At 60.5% G+C, this 17,985-nt stretch carries 17 protein-coding genes and 1 riboswitch; of the genes, 5 read left to right on the plus strand and 12 right to left on the minus strand.

Features of this window, described 5'->3' with window-relative positions:
• Window positions 1–5 precede the first annotated feature (5 nt).
• The 3 genes from tyrS to ACP90_RS22830 all read right to left on the minus strand — a co-directional run bounded on the left by tyrS (window position 6) and on the right by ACP90_RS22830 (window position 2,737).
• A complete protein-coding gene (gene tyrS, locus ACP90_RS22820; protein ID WP_023001993.1) occupies window positions 6–1,283 on the minus strand; it encodes a tyrosine--tRNA ligase in 1,278 nt (425 codons plus the stop codon).
• Window positions 1,284–1,611: 328 nt separating this feature from the next.
• A complete protein-coding gene (locus ACP90_RS22825; RefSeq protein WP_062490238.1) occupies window positions 1,612–2,196 on the minus strand; it encodes a hemerythrin domain-containing protein in 585 nt (194 codons plus the stop codon).
• Between the two features lie 97 nt (window positions 2,197–2,293).
• Window positions 2,294–2,737 carry a MarR family winged helix-turn-helix transcriptional regulator gene (locus ACP90_RS22830; protein WP_062490240.1) on the minus strand — a complete coding sequence of 148 codons (444 nt, stop codon included), beginning with the start codon at window positions 2,735–2,737 and terminating at the stop codon, window positions 2,294–2,296.
• A 95-nt stretch (window positions 2,738–2,832) separates the two neighbouring features.
• Here ACP90_RS22830 and ACP90_RS22835 point away from each other — a divergent pair, with 95 nt between their 5' ends.
• A complete protein-coding gene (locus ACP90_RS22835; protein WP_062490242.1) occupies window positions 2,833–3,537 on the plus strand; it encodes a glutathione S-transferase family protein in 705 nt (234 codons plus the stop codon).
• 42 nt (window positions 3,538–3,579) lie between these two features.
• Here ACP90_RS22835 and ACP90_RS22840 read toward each other — a convergent pair whose 3' ends face one another.
• The 8 genes from ACP90_RS22840 to ACP90_RS22875 all read right to left on the minus strand — a co-directional run bounded on the left by ACP90_RS22840 (window position 3,580) and on the right by ACP90_RS22875 (window position 11,254).
• Window positions 3,580–4,224, minus strand: a complete 645-nt coding sequence (locus ACP90_RS22840) for a cysteine hydrolase (protein WP_062490243.1) — start codon at window positions 4,222–4,224, stop codon at window positions 3,580–3,582.
• Window positions 4,225–4,246: 22 nt separating this feature from the next.
• Window positions 4,247–4,714 carry a MarR family winged helix-turn-helix transcriptional regulator gene (locus ACP90_RS22845; RefSeq protein ID WP_023001998.1) on the minus strand — a complete coding sequence of 156 codons (468 nt, stop codon included), beginning with the start codon at window positions 4,712–4,714 and terminating at the stop codon, window positions 4,247–4,249.
• A 268-nt stretch (window positions 4,715–4,982) separates the two neighbouring features.
• A complete protein-coding gene (gene gcvPB / locus ACP90_RS22850) occupies window positions 4,983–6,575 on the minus strand; it encodes an aminomethyl-transferring glycine dehydrogenase subunit GcvPB (protein ID WP_062490244.1) in 1,593 nt (530 codons plus the stop codon).
• Window positions 6,572–7,918, minus strand: a complete 1,347-nt coding sequence (gene gcvPA, locus ACP90_RS22855) for an aminomethyl-transferring glycine dehydrogenase subunit GcvPA (RefSeq protein ID WP_062490245.1) — start codon at window positions 7,916–7,918, stop codon at window positions 6,572–6,574. The genes gcvPB and gcvPA overlap by 4 nt, the downstream gene beginning before the upstream one ends.
• Window positions 7,919–8,131: 213 nt before the next feature.
• Window positions 8,132–8,617 carry an OsmC family protein gene (locus ACP90_RS22860; protein ID WP_023002002.1) on the minus strand — a complete coding sequence of 162 codons (486 nt, stop codon included), beginning with the start codon at window positions 8,615–8,617 and terminating at the stop codon, window positions 8,132–8,134.
• A 3-nt stretch (window positions 8,618–8,620) separates the two neighbouring features.
• The gene (gcvH, locus tag ACP90_RS22865) at window positions 8,621–8,992 is read right to left on the minus strand and encodes a glycine cleavage system protein GcvH (protein WP_023002003.1); all 372 of its coding nucleotides are present in this window, start codon (window positions 8,990–8,992) and stop codon (window positions 8,621–8,623) included.
• A gap of 26 nt (window positions 8,993–9,018) precedes the next feature.
• Entirely contained in the window at window positions 9,019–10,170 is a 1,152-nt protein-coding gene (gene gcvT, locus ACP90_RS22870; protein ID WP_023002004.1) for a glycine cleavage system aminomethyltransferase GcvT, read from the minus strand.
• Between the two features lie 182 nt (window positions 10,171–10,352).
• A riboswitch (glycine riboswitch) is annotated at window positions 10,353–10,445 on the minus strand.
• Between the two features lie 224 nt (window positions 10,446–10,669).
• Complete coding sequence (locus ACP90_RS22875; RefSeq protein ID WP_031269728.1) at window positions 10,670–11,254, minus strand: hypothetical protein; 585 nt, start codon at window positions 11,252–11,254, stop codon at window positions 10,670–10,672.
• A 189-nt stretch (window positions 11,255–11,443) separates the two neighbouring features.
• Here ACP90_RS22875 and ispH point away from each other — a divergent pair, with 189 nt between their 5' ends.
• Genes ispH through ACP90_RS22895 form a run of 4 tightly spaced genes read left to right on the plus strand, consistent with a single transcriptional unit; the run spans window position 11,444 to window position 14,823 of the window.
• The gene (ispH, locus tag ACP90_RS22880) at window positions 11,444–12,445 is read left to right on the plus strand and encodes a 4-hydroxy-3-methylbut-2-enyl diphosphate reductase (protein ID WP_062490247.1); all 1,002 of its coding nucleotides are present in this window, start codon (window positions 11,444–11,446) and stop codon (window positions 12,443–12,445) included.
• A 4-nt stretch (window positions 12,446–12,449) separates the two neighbouring features.
• Complete coding sequence (thrB, locus tag ACP90_RS22885; RefSeq protein ID WP_062490248.1) at window positions 12,450–13,415, plus strand: homoserine kinase; 966 nt, start codon at window positions 12,450–12,452, stop codon at window positions 13,413–13,415.
• On the plus strand, window positions 13,412–13,882 hold the full coding sequence (gene rnhA / locus ACP90_RS22890; RefSeq protein WP_055657829.1) for a ribonuclease HI: 471 nt from the start codon (window positions 13,412–13,414) through the stop codon (window positions 13,880–13,882). Before thrB ends, rnhA begins: the two co-directional genes overlap by 4 nt.
• Before the next feature lie 17 nt (window positions 13,883–13,899).
• A complete protein-coding gene (locus ACP90_RS22895) occupies window positions 13,900–14,823 on the plus strand; it encodes a diacylglycerol kinase family protein (RefSeq protein WP_208984429.1) in 924 nt (307 codons plus the stop codon).
• Window positions 14,824–15,062: 239 nt separating this feature from the next.
• Here the strand turns inward: ACP90_RS22895 and ACP90_RS22900 are convergent, their stop codons facing one another.
• Entirely contained in the window at window positions 15,063–17,972 is a 2,910-nt protein-coding gene (locus ACP90_RS22900; RefSeq protein ID WP_023002010.1) for an EAL domain-containing protein, read from the minus strand.
• Window positions 17,973–17,985: the final 13 nt, after the last annotated feature.

Raw genomic sequence — 17,985 nt, forward strand, 5'->3', positions numbered from 1 at the left:
CGGCCTTACTCGAAGCCGACCAGGGCCTTGCGGCGTTTGCCGACAGAAATCGACAAACGGTCGTTGGCCTGAAGATCGCCGGTGGCAATGCGGCGGCGCGCGTCGTCGACGATCTGGTTGTTGAGGCGAACGCCTCCACCTTCCACGAGCCGCCGTGCTTCGCCGTTGGATGCTGCGAAGCCAACCGCAACCACAAGCTCCAGAAGACCGAGACCGTCTGCCAGAATTTTCAGCGGCAGACTGTGCGTCGGTTCCAGGATCTCGCCTTCGCCTGAAAACAGGGCATCGCCTTGCTGCAAGGCGCCGCGCGCTTCTTCCGGCCCATGAACGATTGCCGTCACCTGGGTTGCCAGGATCTTCTTGGCTTCGTTCAGCTCCGCCCCTTCCAGCGCCGCAAGTCGTTCGATTTCGCTCATCGGCAGCTCGGTAAAAAGGCGCAAGCACTTGGCGACATCGGCATCGGCGGTGTTGCGCCAGAACTGCCAGAAGCCGAAGGGCGACAGGTGTTCGGGATGCAACCACACGGCACCCGCAGCCGTCTTGCCCATCTTCGCACCGCTGGCGGTGGTCAGCAGAGGAACAGTGAGGCCGTGCAACTTGCGGCCATCACGGCGGCCGAGTTCCACACCATTGACGATGTTGCCCCATTGATCGGATCCACCGACCTGTAGCGCACAGTCATGACGCTTTGCCAACTCCAGAAAATCAACGGCCTGCAGCATCATGTAGCAGAACTCCAGAACCGTCAGCGGCATCTGAGCATCGAGGCGCGACTTGACGCTGTCGAAGGTCATCATGCGGTTGACGGTGAACTGGGAGCCATAGTCGCGGAGGAATTCCAGGAAGCGGAATTCATTGAGCCATTCCGCATTGTCGACCAGCAAAGCCCCATCTTCGCCGTTCATATCCACGAGACGCTCAACAGATCGTCGTATGCTCGCGATGTTGGCTGCGATCTGGCGTTCTTCCAGCATCGGCCGGGCATCCTTGCGGAAACTCGGATCGCCGATCTGACTTGTGCCACCGCCAAGCACAACGATGGGACGATGGCCGAGCTTCTGCAGCCAGCGCATGGTCATCAACGGCATCAGATGGCCGACATGAAGACTTGCCGCCGTGGCATCGAACCCGGCGTATGCGGTGATCGGCCCTTGTGACAGCGTCTGGTCGAGCGCCTCGATATCCGTGCATTGGTGCACAAGACCACGTTCCAGAAGCACGGCAAGTGCTTCCGATTTGAGTTTTGTCGCCGGTTTGCCGGCTTCGATCATATGTCTGGTCATTTTTCGCTTCCTGGTTCCCCCGCCAGGAAGCTCGGGTCTCTAGAAACCAAAAAGCCGCCTGACGCGGCGGCTTTTGAGGTGTCTATGGGGTGAACAAGATCCTACGCAGCCGCCGGTATGTCGGTGACGTAATAAAAATACACGAAGGATGCGCTCATCTTGGTCATGCCAGCTTAAATGCGTTAGGGCGGGAAAAGAGTCAAGCCTGTTGTGTTCGTGACGTCCCAGCCCCCGGCAAGTGTAACCGGAATGCCTCAAGGCTGCGCGCGGTCAGGAAATCCCACCTGACCCTGTGCGACAGGCGTGCGCTTGCGCACGTCTGGCCGCGTTACGACAACCCGAGTTTCCGTTCGCCGCGATCCAGGATAACCGGAACGATCAGGTCTTCCTCGTCATCCAGATGGCGCATCAGGCCGGAGATCAGGGTGTCGCTGACACCGGCGAAACTGTCGGCCGCGCGGCGGATGGCATCGCGGTCTTTCGTCTGCAATTGTCCGAACAACTTGTTGGCGCTCTTGATCACCGCCTCAATGCGATGGTGGATCAGTTCGTGGTCGCCTTCCAGCAGCTCGAAGCCATCCACCAGGCGCTTTTCGGCTTCCATGAATACAGGGAAATAGTGCTCATCCTCGATCATGTGGTGGTGATGCAGCTCACTGAGAAACTGTTGCAGACGCGGGGCAAAGAGGTTGCCGAAACGGTTTACCGGGAGCCGTTGTTCGCGGAAGTCGGTCAGGATCGTATCCAGGTCAGCACCGAGCTGACGGAAGCCGTTATGCCGTGCGAGCCAGAATTCGGTCAGTGGGCCGAGGTTCTGGTGACCCGGCCAGTCTTCGCGCGGATGTTCTTTCAGAAGGAACAGCCACTCCTGCGGAAGTCCGGTCCGTTCATCCAGATTGGTGGTGTTGGTCATGGGTTTCAGGTCCGGTCAGAGAGAAGGTTTGCCGACCTTATACGCATGTTTTGGCCTGTCATGCGGAAACAGTGTGTTCACTCCCCGGGAACAGACGTCACTGCACCAGTTTGCCCAGCACCTTCCAGAGCGCTTCGGTGTCCCCCGGCTCCAGATGCCTTGTGAATTCGGTTTCCACCGCTGCCCGGTAACACGGCCACATGGCCTTCAAGAGCGTCTCCCCTTCCTGGGTCAGACGCACCGAGACACCTCTGCCGTCTTCCGGGCTCTTCAGCTTTTCGATGTAGCCCGCAGCGGCCAGCCGGTCGAGCAGGCGCGAAACATTGTACTGGGCCAGCAGCATCCGCTTTTCGATTTCGACCGGTCGCAAAGTTTTGTCCTCTGCCCGGCTTAATTCCAGCAGCACATCGTACCAGCCAAGAGGTGGGAATCCGGCCGCCTTCAGGCGTGCCTCGACCCGTGCCAGCACGTTGCCGCTTGCACGCTGCAGACGGGCCCAGGCGTCGATGGCCTGGGGGACGGTTTCGGCGGAATTGCTCATAGCCAAGAAATAGAAAATTTATGCAATTGCATCAATCTTGATTTTTCATGCATATGCATCCATCTTGATGCAGATGCATGAAAAGGAGTTTCCAGATGCCCGACACACTTACCCTGATCAGCCATGCGCTTTGCCCTTACGTGCAGCGCGCGGCGATCGTCCTTCATGAAAAGAATGTTCCGTTTGACCGGGTAACCATCGACCTTGCCGACAAACCGGACTGGTTCCGCGCGGCCTCACCACTCGGCAAGGTGCCGCTGCTGAAACTGGGCGGTGATCGCTATCTCTTCGAATCCGCCCCGATCGTCGAATTCCTGGACGAGACAGAAGGGAGCCGGCTGCACCCGGAGGACCCTGCCGAACGCGCGCGGCACCGGGCCTATATCGAATTCGCTTCGCAGATCCTGAACGGCATCGGCGCGCTCTACAACGCCAGGGACGACACCGGGTTTTATGCTGCGGGTGAAGCACTTCGTGCAAAGTTCCGTCATCTGGAAGGCGAACTTGATCCGGACGGTCCCTTCTTCGCCGGTAGTGCCTTTTCGCTCGTCGATGCGGCTTTCGCCCCGGTGTTCCGCTATTTCGATGTCTTTGAGACGTTTTTGACGCTTGAAATGTTTGACGACCTCGACCGGGTTCTTGCGTGGCGTAGCAAGCTTGCGGCCCGTACAACGGTTCAAGAAGCAGTTACTGCGGACTATCCAGCGCTATTGACCGCCTTTCTGCAAAACCGAAATAGCTGGATCTCCCAACTTCTCGACTTGCGCAGCCGGGAGCAATCACTCCTGGTCGCACACTGAGGCCTTCAAGCGCAGCCGGACATGGCGCCGACTGCGCCCGTTTCAGGCGAATGCTGCGCCGAGTTTGCCCAACTCGCCTTTGAGGTCCGTCCATCTGTCCGGCGTCGTGGTTAGTGTCGCCGGATCCCTGATTTCGACGTCATACCCCCGGTTCAACGCACCCTTTGCGGTCAGCTGAACGCAGTGACAGGCATCAAGACCAACCAGGACCAGCCGCCCGATCCGCTTTTCCTCAAGCCAGGCTTCAAATTGCGGACTGGAGAAACTGTCACCGATCGATTTCTCAAAGACCGGAGCATTGCCGACAGCAAGTGTTCGGTCGAGCTTCAAACCGTCTCGCCCCGGTGTACCGATACCGCCCGCCGACATCTTCATGGCCGCGATCACCGGCCAGTCGCGGAAGACATTCTTGACGAAAGCGACCTGGTGGCCTGCCATCCGATGCGCTTCCACCTGGCGTTCTATTTCGGCAAGCACGGCGTCTCTCTGACCTGGGTCAAAAGCGTGTTTGCCGGTGTTCCTGGTGAAGTCCTCCTGCACGTCGATCACCACCAGAGCCGTGCCCGGCCGCATTGACCTGTCGATGCTTGCGCCCTTTGTCGGCGTTCCCAGCCGCCGCAGGCAATAAACGATATAGACGACAACGCTTGCGGCACAGAGCCCGGCCGCAATCCAGATACCGGTCATGTGACCACTCCTGTTCGTGAAATTATTCCAGTGCCTTGGGCCGATCCGGGTCGTCCTCGAACGCGGCAAAGTGATCAAGCATGGTGCAGAGCACCCGCTGCGTGGAACGCAGATCGTCGTCCGAGAAGAGCTCGCAGACTGTCTCGATTTCGTCAGTCTCCCGTGCCCGGATTTCGCCGAACCGGTCGTGCCCCGCTTCGTTCAAGGCAAACAGTGGTGATCGCTTGTGCGCCGGATTGGCCCGGCGCTCGACCAGTCCCTGCTCTTCCAGAGCGTTCATCACGAGCTGGATCTGCTGGCGGGCAAGAAACAGCGCCCGGCCGATCTCGGGTACCGCCATCGGCCCGGCCTCCTCCAGCACTTCCATGACCGCTCGCATACCGACGGTCACGCCGGTTCCCTCCAGCTTGGCCTCCACCGCCCGCGCAAGCCGGCGGTGCACGGGGCGTATCAGGCGGATGATTTCGTAAAGCTCGACGGACTTCTTCATGGGCACCTCATTTGACAATTTATATGTCATTTTGACATTTATATTGTCAATAAGATTTTCGCCGTTGTTTTTGAACTTGGTCCGATCAGATACCCAGCGCTGTTTGAATCAGGGACCTTAGAAGTGTGAGAGAGAACACGATGAAGATGGCAGACTCCTTCTGCCCGGAAGGAGCGCAGCGAATGTCCGAGTAGACAAACTGACGGACATGGAAACAAAAAACCCCGGCCGAAGCCGGGGTTTTCATCCTTGAAAATTTGTCCACGTGCTACTCGGCAGCAGCCGGGGTCACTGCGGCCGGAACCGGTTCGGTCCATTTCAGGACCGGCTTGCGAGCTGCACCCGTTTCGTCCAGACGGCGTCGCGGGGCAAGGTACGGTGCTCCGGAGAAGCGTTCCGTTTCGCCGCGCTTTGCGCTCATCACGAGATCGCGCATGGTGGCGACGAAAAGGTCGAGCGCAGCCCGACTTTCCGATTCCGTTGGCTCGATCAGCATCGCGCCATGGACAACCAGCGGGAAGTACATGGTCATCGGATGGTAGCCCTCGTCGATCATCGCCTTGGCGAAGTCGAGCGTGGTCACGCCGGTGTCCTTCAGGAAGCTGTCGTCGAACAGCACTTCGTGCATGCACGGACGCTCGCCAAAGGGCAGGCTCATCAGGTCCTGCAGGCCGACGCGAATATAGTTCGCATTGAGCACCGCATCTTCAGACGCCTGCCGCAGACCGTCGGAGCCGTGGCTCATCATGTAGGACAGAGCCCGCACGTACATGCCCATCTGGCCGTGGAACGCGGTCATGCGGCCGAATGGCTGTTCGCCGTCCTTGGTGGCAGCTTCGGTTTCGACCAGTTCTACACCTTTTTCCGTCTTGCGGATGAACGGCAGCGGCGCGAAAGGAGCCAGTCTCTGGGACAGGACGACCGGACCGGAACCTGGGCCACCGCCGCCGTGAGGCGTCGAGAAGGTCTTGTGCAGGTTGATATGCATGGCGTCGACGCCAAGATCTCCCGGGCGGGCCTTGCCGACGATGGCGTTGAAGTTGGCGCCATCGCAGTAGAAATAGGCATCCGCCTTGTGAATCAGATCGGCGATCTGCTTCACTTCCCGCTCGAACAGCCCACAGGTGTTCGGGTTGGTCAGCATGATGCCGGCGATGTTGCCTTCGTGTTCGGCAATGGTCTTCTTCAGTGCCTCCAGATCGACGGTACCGTCGTCCTTGGCATCGATGTTGACGACCTTGTAACCCAAGAGTGCTGCCGTTGCCGGGTTGGTGCCATGGGCGCTTTCCGGCACCAGAACGATCTTCGGATCACGGCCGGCAGCGGTGTGGGCTGCCTTGATCGCCATCATGCCGCACAATTCGCCATGGGCACCGGCTTTCGGGCTCATCGCGACAGCGGAGGTGTTGGTGGACACCATCAGCCAGTGGGCAAGCGCATCGATCAGTTCCAGTGCGCCGGGCACCGAGGAGACCGGCTGAAGCGGATGGATGTCCGCGAAGCCCGGCAGGCGGGCCATCTTCTCGTTGAGGCGCGGATTGTGCTTCATGGTGCACGAGCCGAGCGGATAGAGACCGCTGTCGATGGCATAGTTGTTCCGCGACAGGCGCACATAGTGGCGCATGGCTTCCGGTTCGGCGAGGCCCGGCAGACCGATCTCGGCCTTGCGCTTGAAGCTGCCAAGCTCGAACTCGGCGCTTTCGTCCTCGTCGAGATCGACACCGGTTGTCTCCAGCGAGCCGAATTCGAAAATCAGCGGCTCTTCCATATCGAGACCACGGTTGCCGGTGAAGGTCTTCGGGTGGAAAGCATCCCCGGCATCACCTGCTGCGGTCGGGCGGCCTTGCGTGTTCATGCTCATGCCAGCACCTCCTTCAGCGCGTCCGCAAAGGCCGCGCGGTCTTCATCCGTATTGACTTCGGTCGACGCGACGACCAACAGGTTCGCGAGATCCTTGTTGCCCGGCTCCAGTCGAGAAACCGGCAGGCCCGCGAGAACGCCCCGTTCGGCCAGTTGCTCGACCACATCCTCGGCCACCTTCGGCAGCGCAATCGTGAACTCGTTGAAATAGGCCGAGTTCAGAACCTCGACACCGGGCACGTCGGCAAGAAGCTTCTTCAGCTTCACCGCGTTGCCGTGGTTGATGCGGGCGAGTTTGGTCAACCCGGCCTGCCCCAGCAGCGACATGTGAATGGTGAAGGCAAGGCAGCAGAGACCGGAGTTGGTGCAGATGTTGGACGTTGCCTTGTCGCGGCGGATATGCTGCTCGCGGGTCGACAGCGTCAGCACGAAACCGCGCTTGCCTTCCGCATCCACCGTCTCACCGCAGAGCCGGCCCGGCATCTGGCGGACATATTGCTGGCGGGTGGCGAAGAGACCGACGTAAGGACCACCGAAGTTGAGGCCGTTGCCGATGGACTGGCCTTCACCGACCACGATGTCGGCGCCTTGTGTTCCCGGCGGTTCGATCAGGCCGAGCGACACCACTTCGGTGAAGACCGCGATCAGCAGCGCCTTGTGCTGGTGCGCCTTTTCGGCAATCGGCTTCAGGTCGATCAGCTGGCCGTAGAACGACGGCGACTGGACGACAACGCAAGACGTCTCGTCATCGATCTGTGACAGGATGTCTTCGGTGCCCGTCGGGTCTGCCGGGAGGCTGACGACCCGATCGCCGGCCATGTTGGACAGGCCTTCGACGACTTCCCGGTACTGCGGATGCAGCCCGCCGGAAAGCACGGCCTTGTTGCGCTTGGTCACCCGGTGCGCCATCAGCACGGCTTCACCGGTGCCGGTGGAGCCGTCATACATGGACGCGTTGGCGACATCCATTGCGGTAAGGCGCGCTACCTGGGTCTGGAACTCGAACAGGTACTGAAGCGTACCTTGCGTGATTTCCGGCTGATAGGGCGTATAGGAGGTCAGGAACTCCGACCGCTGGATCAGGTGGTCGACTGTTGCCGGCACATGGTGCTTGTAGGCACCTGCGCCGACGAAGAACGGAACGGAGCCGGCCGCAGTGTTCTTCGATGCCATGGCCGAGAGCTTGCGCTCCACTTCCATTTCGCTGGCTCGTTTGGGAAGGTCGAGCAGACCCTTCATGCGAACGTCTTCAGGGATATCCGCAAAGAGTTCATCGACGGATTTGACGCCGACCCGCGCGAGCATGTCGCTGCGGTCGGTATCGTTCAAAGGCAGGTAGCGCATCAGGCAGCTCCCAAGGGTTTGATCAAAAATCGGACCGGCGAAAACCACGCTCTCGCTTCATCAGCCCGGAACCGGAGAACTGACAAGCTTCCGGATACGGGCTCCCCGTTTCCTGCTCGGCGCGGTGGCGCCGTGCAGACACACAGAGAAGAGAACTGGTCACCATCCAGAACAGGGAACCGGCTGCGACTTCGTGCGGCCGGTTCCGGAAAGTCACGGTGCGACGAGGCGGAGCGGTTCGGGCTCCACAACGATCTCGCACTTCACGGAGTTTGCGATGAAACAGACGTCATGCGCCTTTTCATGCAGATCGGTCAGCCAGGTCGGATCCGGGTCCTCGGCCGCAACCAGCGTGATAACCGGCCGCAGCACCACTTTCGTGATTGCCATCTTGCCCCGCGCCACCCGGCTCATTTCGCCCTGGGCACGGTCGCTGTAACTGGCGACAACGAAATTCGCCCGCCGGGCAAGATCCAGGAAGGACATCATGTGGCAGGACGAGATAGCGGCGACGAAAGCCTCTTCCGGATCGACGGCGGCCTCAATGGAATATGGCAGGGGTACCACCGTGGGCGAGGCGCTTGCCGGGATCTCCAGACCACCGTCAAAACGCCAGATGTGCCCTCTGGAATAGGCGTTTGCGGCATAGTCGCCGTCGCATGCCCATTCCACCTGTGCCGTGTAGTAGTGCCCTGCCATGAATTACAACGTCTCCACGTACGCCTTGTAGGCTGCCGCGTCCATCAGGTCGGACAGCTGATCCGCATTGCCGACGGTCATCTTGATGAACCATGCAGCGCCTTCGGGATCTTCGTTCACCTTGGCCGGCTCGTCCACCAGCGCATCGTTGGCTTCAACGACTTCACCGTCGATCGGAGCGTAGACTTCACTGGCGGCCTTGACGGATTCCACGACGGCGGCTTCATCGCCCTGTGACAGCGCCTTGCCGGCTTCCGGCAGTTCAACGTAAACGACGTCGCCGAGCTGCTCCTGCGCGTAAGTCGTGATGCCGATGGTGGCTTTGTCGCCATCTACGGCGATCCACTCGTGGTCCTTGGAGTAGTAGGTGGTCATATTGTGCGTCCGTTATCTGGAAAGATTTATGCTTTGGGTTTGCGGTAATACCGGTTCGGAACAAACGGCATGTCCGCGACGGTAGCGGGCAAGCGCTTGCCTCTGACGATCAATTCAAGTGGCGTGCCAGTTTCGGAGTGCTCCACCGGGACATAGCCCATGGCGATCGGGGCACCCACGGTCGGTGCGAAACCGCCGGATGTGACGGTGCCGATCACCGGCCCGTCGGGCAGTGCGATCTCGGCTCCTTCCCGCGCAGGTGCCTTGCCATCGAGGCGCAGGCCGACGCGGACACGGCCCGGTCCCTTTTCGAGTTCACCCTGAATGCGTTCGGCGCCCGGAAAGCCGCCTTCTTCTCGGCGGCGCTTCTGCATGCAGAAGGTGATGGCGCCTTCGACGGGAGACGTCATCTCGTCAATGTCGTGTCCGTAGAGGCACAGCCCTGCCTCAAGACGCAGGCTGTCGCGGGCCCCGAGCCCAATCGGTTCGACCCTGTCGTCGGCGAGCAGTGCACGGGCAATCGCTTCAGCAGCACCGGCAGGCACGGACATCTCCACGCCGTCCTCGCCGGTATAGCCGGCACGGGCAACGTGGCAGTCGATACCGTCAAACTCCATCGGTGCGGCGGCCATGAAGCCAAGTTCGGCTGCCTTTGGCGCATGTGCTGCGACCGCAGCCACGGCTTCCGGTCCCTGAACCGCGATCAATGCACGATCGTCGATCACTTCAAGGGTCACGTTTTCAGGCAGTCTGTCGCGGAAATGGGCGTAGTCGACATCCTTGCGAGAGGCATTGACCACCAGCATCAGCTTGCCGTCTTCTGCTTCGGACAGCGGCCGGGTGACCATCAGATCGTCGATGATGCCACCTTCGTCGTTGAGCAGCACCGTGTAGCGCTGACGGCCGTGGCCAAGTTCGACGAAATTGGATGGGGTAAGCGCTTCCAGAGCCCGGGCCGTCGTTTCGTGATCGGGACCGATCAACAGGGCCTGGCCCATGTGGGAGACGTCAAAAAGGCCGGCCTTCGTGCGGGTTTGCTGGTGCTCGGCCATGATGCCGGCCTTGTACTGCACGGGCATGGAATAGCCGGCAAACGGCACCATGCGTGCACCCAGTTCCACATGAAGGTCGTGAAGAGGCGTTTGTTTCAGATCTTCGTCTGCAACGGTTTCCGCCATGAACGGTCCTCGTATTCGGGGTTGCGCAGTCCCGAACCGGCCCGCATGGGTCCTGATCCGTCTGCACCCCCTCTGTCCGAGTACCTGAGAGATTTCCCGACCGGCGCCGATGACGCCTTTCGGTTACTCCTTCGGTGAGCAGTCCGCAAACCCACTTGCGGAGCACTGCTTTCCAGAGCGTTGCAGTTCATGCGGTCCTTCTGCCTGAGAGTTTCCGGGGCGGTTGCTCCTTCGGCGCCAGGATCCTTTCACCCGGCCTCTCCCGCATAAACATTGACGTGTTTCCACGCCAACCGGGGGACGACCCCGATTGGGGCCGGATTGTGCGAGGCAGACATAGTCTTGTCAATATGCGACATGCAGCCCTCGCAATTTTGCCGGTGCACAATTTTAGGCATCGTCTTGCAAGGTGTGCACGACCAATGGCCGGCCGGCTTCCATCTTCCCGGCCAGGCCTCAAATTCAGTCGAACCTGATGTGCTACGTGCGTGGCCGGGCCTTAGCGGCGACGGCCTTCGTCAAAGCCGAAGACAACCTTGGCGTCCGCACCTGCCGGGATCGTGAATTTCTCTTCGATCAGCGTCCAGGTTTCGCTTGGCGAGTTCGCTCCAAGCGTGACCGGAATTTTCACGATCTCGGAGCTGAGTGGCTTGGCACCGCTGCCACCGGGCACAATGGCGACGCGCATCGGCAGAACCACTTCGCCGCCCTTCCAGGCAGGACCGGAGGTGACATCGCCGGACAGGCCCAGCTTCATGCGGCGGCTACCGTCCGGCTGCTGCGTGCAGGTGTTGGCCCAATCCTTGACGGTGGCCTGGTAAAGCAGACCCTGCGGGTCATCGTCCTTGCCGCGCACATACTTGCGGATCAGAAAGGTGTTGGACTGAAGCTGCAGCGCAGGACAGGGAACCGGCGGGGCGAAGGTTTCGGGAGAAATCTCGATCGGCTGCTGGCCACCGGAAATAACCTTGCCCGCAACACCGTCAGCGGCACTCATACACCCCGCAAGAGCCGCGGCGGAAAGGCCCACGGCCATAATTGTCTTCAGGGTCTTGCCGGAGACGGCGGGAATCGCACTGATCATCTTCATTCCATAAAAATGCAACAATTGTCGGCGGAGCTTCATAGCAGGTGAAGAATTGCTTGGCGAGGCTTGTCAAACGCAAACCTTCAAGCAGCTCATTGTGGCTGAATTGGTTCAGCTTGCCGCACATCCCTTGACACAGCGTGGCTGCGAGCCCTTATTGCGCGCAGAAACGTTCCTCGAAAGAGCATGATGACCGAGAGCAATCAGGAAAAAACACCGCTTGCCATTCACCTTTGCGCGCCCCGCGGGTTTTGCGCCGGTGTCGATCGCGCGATCCAGATCGTGGAACTCGCCCTGGAAAAATACGGCAGTCCGGTCTACGTCCGTCACGAGATCGTGCACAACAAGTTCGTGGTGGACGGGCTGAAGGCCAAGGGTGCTGTGTTCGTGGAAGAGCTGGAAGAAATACCGGCCGGGCACACCGACAGACCGGTGATCTTCTCTGCGCACGGCGTACCGAAATCCGTGCCGGAAGACGCCCAGAGCCGCAAGATGTTCTATCTCGACGCCACCTGTCCTCTGGTCTCGAAGGTCCACAAGGAAGCGGAAATCCATTTTCGCCGGGACCGCGAGATTCTCCTCATCGGTCATGCGGGGCATCCTGAAGTGATCGGCACCATGGGCCAATTGCCCGAGGGCACCGTCAGCCTGATCGAGACTGAAGACGACGCGCGCGCCTTCACGCCGAAGACCGACCGCCCCCTCGCCTATATTACCCAGACCACCTTGTCCGTGGACGACACGGCCGGGATCGTGGCTGTGCTGCAGGACCGGTTCCCGCAGATTGTCGCTCCGCACAAGGAGGACATCTGCTACGCAACCACCAACCGGCAGGAAGCGGTCAAGCACGTGGCGCCAAAGGTCGACGCAATGATCGTTGTCGGCGCCCCGAACTCCTCCAACTCGCAACGCCTGCGTGAAGTTGCGGAACGGGCCGGGTGCAGGACTGCAGTGCTGATCCAGCGCGCAAGCGACATCGACTGGCACGATTTCGAAGGTATCACGTCGTTGGGTCTGACAGCAGGTGCATCGGCCCCCGAGACCTTGGTAGAGGAAATCATCGCGGCATTTGCCGGTCGGTTCGACGTCAACGTCGAGACGGTGCGTACTGCCGAAGAAACGATTTCCTTCAACCTGCCGCGGGAGCTGCGCGAGATGATCGCCTCCTCCCAGGCCGCTGCCGGATAACCCCATGGCTGTTTATACCGAAGTAACCGATGAGGAACTGAACGACTTCATCGGCAGCTACGATGTCGGACGTCTGTTGTCATTCAAGGGCATTGCCGAAGGTGTCGAGAACAGCAACTTCCTGGTCCACACGGACAAGGCGTCCTACATCCTGACGCTGTACGAAAAGCGCGTGAACCCGGACGATCTGCCTTATTTTCTGAACCTTCTGCAGCATCTGGCCGCAAAGGGCCTGTCCTGTCCGACGCCGGTCCCTTCGAGGGACGGCGAACTTCTGGGCACACTCGCCGGCCGACCGGCCGCGCTGGTCACCTTTCTGGACGGCATGTGGGTCAAGCGGCCCAAAGTGGATCATTGCGCCGAGCTGGGCCGGGCCATGGCAGAGTTGCACCTGGACGGCGCCGATTACGACGGGTTCCGCAAGAACGCGCTCGACGTCAGCGGCTGGCGGCCCCTGTTCGATCAATGCGGGGAGCGCAGCGATACGGTTCATCCCGGTCTCGGTGCAGAGATCGCCAGCGAGCTGGACCACGTGGAAAAGGTCTGGCCCAGGGACCTTCCGGGCGGGGTGATCCATGCGGATCTGTTTCCCGACAACGTGTTCTTTCTGGGCAACGAGCTTTCCGGGCTGATCGATTTCTATTTCGCCTGCAACGATGCCTTTGCCTATGACATTGCCATCTGTCTCAACGCATGGTGCTTCGAGCAGGACATGTCGTTCAACGTGACCAAGGCAAAGGCCCTGCTCAAGGGCTATGCCGCCGTGCGACCGTTGAGCGAGGCTGAATACGATGCCTTGCCGACCCTTTGCCGGGGTGCGGCCCTGCGTTTCCTGCTGACACGGCTCTATGACTGGCTAAGCGTGCCGGAAGGTGCGCTGGTTACGCCGAAAGATCCGCTCGAATATCTGAAGAAACTCCGCTTCCACCAGAGCATTTCCTCCACGCAGGCCTACGGGTTGGAGCGATGACGGAGAACAACAACCGGGTCACGATCTATACGGACGGCGCTTGTTCCGGCAATCCTGGCCCGGGCGGCTGGGGTGTTATCCTGCGGTTTGGGGAGCACGAGAAAGAGCTTTCCGGCGGCGAGTCGGAAACCACCAACAACCGTATGGAGCTGATGGCCGCCATTGAGGCGCTGAATGCCCTCAAGCGCCCTTGTGCGGTCGACCTTTATACCGACAGCACCTACGTGCGCAGCGGCATCAAGGAATGGATGTACGGCTGGAAGCGCAAGAATTGGCGCACGGCTGCCAACAAGCCGGTAAAGAATGCGGATCTCTGGCAAGCTCTTGACGCCGCAAGGGAACGTCATGACGTTACCTGGCACTGGGTCAAGGGACATGCCGGCCATCCGGACAATGAACGTGCAGATGAACTGGCGCGCGGCGGAATGGCCCCGTATAAGAGCGGCGAAAAAACGAATCCTGTCTGATGAGCAGAGGATTTTGAGTGAGACTTTTCTGGTGGTCCGGCGCAGCAGCAGTGCGCACAATGGTTCCGGATATGGCCGGAAAAGTTCTGATCGTGGCCAACCCGACCTCGGGTGGCTATAGCGCCGAATTTCTGGATGACGTGCGCAATCGCCTGGAAGATCTCGGCTGCAAGACCGAGATCCGGTTGACGAGACGCGCAGGCGAGATCGGCGACATCTGCGCGGATCCCTCGCTGCCTGTGCAGACGCTGGTGGTCGCCGGCGGAGACGGCTCCGTCAACGAGGCCCTGACCGGATTTCAGAACCACCCTGCCCCGCCGCAACTGGGCATCATTCCCTTCGGCACCGCCAATGTACTTGCCCTTGAACTTGGCCTCCCGCGCAATGCAAAGGCAATTGCCGAACTGATCCGACGCGGCAAGACCAGGCAGTTGCACTATGGCCTTGCCAACGGCAGGCCTTTTGTACTGATGGCCTCTGCCGGGTTCGATGCCGAAGTCGTTCACGCCGTGCCGCTTTCCCTGAAGCGGCGCCTTGGCAAGCTCGCCTATGTCATCACAGCGCTGCGGACCGGTTTCAAACGCAAGAGCGCGTCGCTGAAAGTTATCCTGGATGGAGAAGAGCTGACCGGCAAACTCGCCGTAGCCAGCAACGCCCGCCACTATGGCGGCCCCTTTGTCATTTGCCCCGGCGGGGCGACCGATCCCGGCCTGCATATGCTGGTTCTGGAAAGGGACGACCCCTGGTCGTCCTTCTGCTACGGCGTCGCGCTCTTGATGGGCCGCATCCACAAGGCCAAGGGCGCTTTGGTGCGCCCGTTCAAAACGGCTTCCATTCTGGCAACAGGTGCCGTGGCTGCACAGGTGGACGGCGATCCCTTCGGTGCAACGCCGCTGGAAATCCGGCAAACGGACAAGACCGTGCCCATCCTGGCACCTTGACGCGGAAACGGCGCGGCATCGCCTCCTCGCCTTCCAACCCCAACTACATCAACTCCCTCTGTCATTGCGGGGCTTGCCCCTGCAATCCAATTCGTGACCTCGGCGACCCCGAAGCCCTTGCGGCTGGATAGCGCACGGCATGGATGCCATGGTCGACCCATGGCATGACGAAGGGTGTGGGAAACTGCTGTCAGAGCCCCTGACGCAAGATCAGCCGGCACGATAGGTGCCGGCCAATATCAGGCCGTTTCGGCTTCCGCCGGCATCTTGCGCAGGATCTTGGTGGCTTCCGCTGCCGTGACGGCCTCGCCGAAGTAGAAGCCTTGAGCGTATTCGCAGCCGAGCTGGTAGAGCTCCAGCGCATCGTTCTCGCTCTCCGCTCCTTCGGCAACGACCGACATACCAAGGTCATGCCCCATGGCAACGATTGTCCTGAGCAGGACCGGCCGGGCAGAAGACCCGTTGGGTTTGACGAAGGACTGGTCGATCTTGATCGTGTCGAACGGAAACCGCTGCAGATAGGACAACGATGAATGGCCGGTGCCGAAGTCGTCGAGGGACAGGCCTGCCCCCAGCCCGCGAAGGCGCTCGAGCACCTTTGCGGAATATTCCGGGTTGGACATGACGAGTGATTCCGTCAGTTCCAGCTTCAAGGTGCCCGGTGCCAGCGATGTTCTCGACAGAACGGCCTTCACATCGTTGATCAGGTCCTGTTTCAACAGTTGACGAGAGGAGAGATTCACCGAAGCGAACAAAGGCTGCTGCATGGGGAACTCGCGCTGCCAGAACGCCAGCTGCTGTGCGCCCTTGTCGAGCATGTAGATGCCCAGTTCGTTGATCAGACCGGACTGCTCTGCGACGGGAATGAATTCCGAAGGTGAAATCTTGCCGCGCTTGGCGTGGTTCCAGCGTGCCAGCACTTCGAAGCCGGCTACCGCCTGGTCTTCCAACCGGATGATCGGCTGGAAGTAGACACCCAGCGTTTCCTTCTTGATCGCTTCGCGCAGGTCGGCTTCCAGATCGACGATGTTCTTGTCGAGCGGGCGCAAGATCGGACGGAACACTTCCTGGCGATCGCCACCCAGACGCTTGGCGTGATTGAGGGCGATCTCCGCATTGGTGACCATGTCCTCGACCGCCTGTTTGCCACCTTCGAAGAAGGCAATGCCGACGGAGCAGGTCAGAAAGATCTCCCGGTCGCCGAAGGTGATCGGTGCGCGGACCGCCTTGCGCAGCGAATCCGCCAGCGCAACAATCCGGTCCGGCTCCTGTTCGGACAGGAGAACAAGGCCGTACTGGTCGCCGGAAAGACGTCCCAGCGTGTCCTGCTGGCCGATCAGTCGACCGAGACGACGCGCCACCGTCAAGAGAATGCTGTCGCCGGCAGATAGGCCAATGCTGTCGTTGACCTGTTTGAAACGATCAAGATTGAGCACGAGCAAGGTCGGCTTGGAGGTTTCTTCCGCACGCGACCGGATGACGCTGGTGCGCAAGCGGTCGACGAAGAGTTCGCGGTTCGGCAGGCCGGTCAGATTGTCGTGGACGGCATCGTGCAGAAGGCGTTCTTCCGCCGTGCGTTCCTCGGTCACGTCCAGGAGCGTGCCCACGCAGCGGATCACCTCGCCGTCCGATCCGATGATCGGCCGGGCCCGCAGGCGGAACCAGCGGAAGTGACCGTCTTCTGAGCGCAGACGGAAGGTTTGGGTTACCTTGCCGCGACGCTGATCGATGACCGCGTCGAGCGTCGCCCGGAACCGGTCACGGTCCTGGGGATGCAGGATGTCCAACCAGTCGCGCGCAGGCCCTTCCAGGGTGCCACGCTTCAGGTTGAGCAGATCTTCAACCTCATTGCCCGTGTAGATGCGGTCACGGTCGATGTCCCAGTCCCAGATGATATCGCCGGCACCCGTCAGGGCCAGTGCCTTGCGTTCGACATCGGAGATAAGCCCCTGCGCAATCGCACCGCCGGCAAAGGCGTGCTGCATCACCGTGAAGCCGATCAGCAGCACGATGAGAACCAGACCACCGCCGAGCGCGGGCTGGACGATGTCGTTGGACAGATATCCGGTTACGGTCATCGCCGCCCCAACCAGCCAGGCCATCAGCAGGCACCAGGTCGGGATCAGCAGGATGGCGCGGTCATAGTGCTGGAAGGCCAGCACCGCGATGGTGACGAACCCGAGCAAGCCGATGATGGCCAGCGCAAGACGGGCGATGCCGGCTGCAATCGAAGGATCCCAAACGGCAACGCCAAGCAGACCCAGGATCAGGATCAGCGTCGTCAGCGCCAGATGGGAATAATGAATGTTCCAGCGGTTGAGGTTCAGATAGGCGTACAGGAAGATGATCAAGCTGGCCGCGAGCATGACCTCGGCGCAGGCGCGCGCAAGCTGGCTGCCACCGCCCTCCAGATTGAACACCATGCCCCAGAAGCCGAAATCGATGCACAGATAGGCCAGCACCGACCAGGCAAGTGCCGCGGTGGCGGGGAACATGACCGTGCCCTTGACCACGAACAAGATGGTGAGGAACAGGGCCAGCAGGCCGGAGATGCCCAGAATGATGCCACGGTAGAGCGTGTAGGCGTTGACGGTTTCCTCGTAGACATCCGGTTCCCAGATCCGGATTTCCGGCAGGTTCGGCGTCGTCATTTCCGCGACGAAGGTGACGATCGACCCCGGGTCGAGCGTGACCAGGAAGACGTCTGCCTCAAGGCTTTTCTGACGTTCGGGAGCGATGCCCTGGCTCGGTGTGATCGCCAGAATGCGCGAAGAACCGAGATCAGGCCAGAACAGGTCGGAGCCGACCAGCTTGTAATTTGGTGCAACGATCAGCCGGTCGATCTGTTCATCGCTGGTGTTGGCCAGCGCAAACACCGCCCAGTTGGTGTTGGTACCATCTCGGGAGGGAACCTCGATACGGCGCACGATGCCATCCGCACCCGGTGCGGTCGACACCTGCAGCCGGGTGCCGGCTTCGCGATGCAGGTCGACGGAATTGGTGATGTCCAGTGCTTCGACGTCGATCGGAACCGGGATCGGCTCCAGCGCCCGCGCAGGCAGGGTGGCAAGCAACGTTGCAAACAACGTCAGAGCAATGACAAGGTTTCTGATCACGCTTGTTTTCGGATCCGGTATCACAATCGACATGGGGCGAAGAAGT

This window comes from Labrenzia sp. CP4, assembly GCF_001579905.1.
Classification (GTDB): domain Bacteria; phylum Pseudomonadota; class Alphaproteobacteria; order Rhizobiales; family Stappiaceae; genus Roseibium; species Roseibium algicola.